This is a genomic window from Variovorax sp. F042, from assembly GCF_057814215.1.
This window is the reverse complement of sequence record NZ_JBVASX010000039.1, coordinates 1-432: the sequence shown is the minus strand read 5'-3', so window position 1 is coordinate 432 and position 432 is coordinate 1. Positions and strand designations below refer to the sequence as shown.

Annotated in this window: 1 pseudogene; it reads left to right on the top strand. The window is 62.3% G+C overall.

What is annotated here, in order from left to right:
• Positions 1-432, top strand: a pseudogene (locus ACZYSP_RS35290) (autotransporter outer membrane beta-barrel domain-containing protein); the annotation flags it as partial.

Genomic DNA, 432 nt, shown 5'->3' with positions numbered 1-432 from the left:
CTCCACCAACGGAAACAGTCCGTACCCAGGCGGCATCGGCGCCAACACCGTCGAGTTCAACAGCAACAGCACCATCACCATCGAGCAAGGCGCCAACGTCTTCGCGGATGGAAGCGCCGGCAATTCGGAGGCCATCAACCCCGTCGGCAGCGGCAACACGATCATCAATCACGGAACCGTGCGATCGACCCATGCGGCGATCTGGTTCCAGGCGAACTCCGGCAACAACACCATCGTGAACACCGGCACGATGGAAGCGGGCTATGTGGCGGGCAGCAGCAACCCCGGCACCGCCACGGTGTTCGGTGCCAATGGCACCTCTGCCGTCGATTTCACCAACAAGGGCAGCGTCATCGGGTCGCTCAACTTCGCAAACGGCAACGATGCGCTGCATGCCTACACGGGCTCCTCGATCACCGGCAACATCAGCGG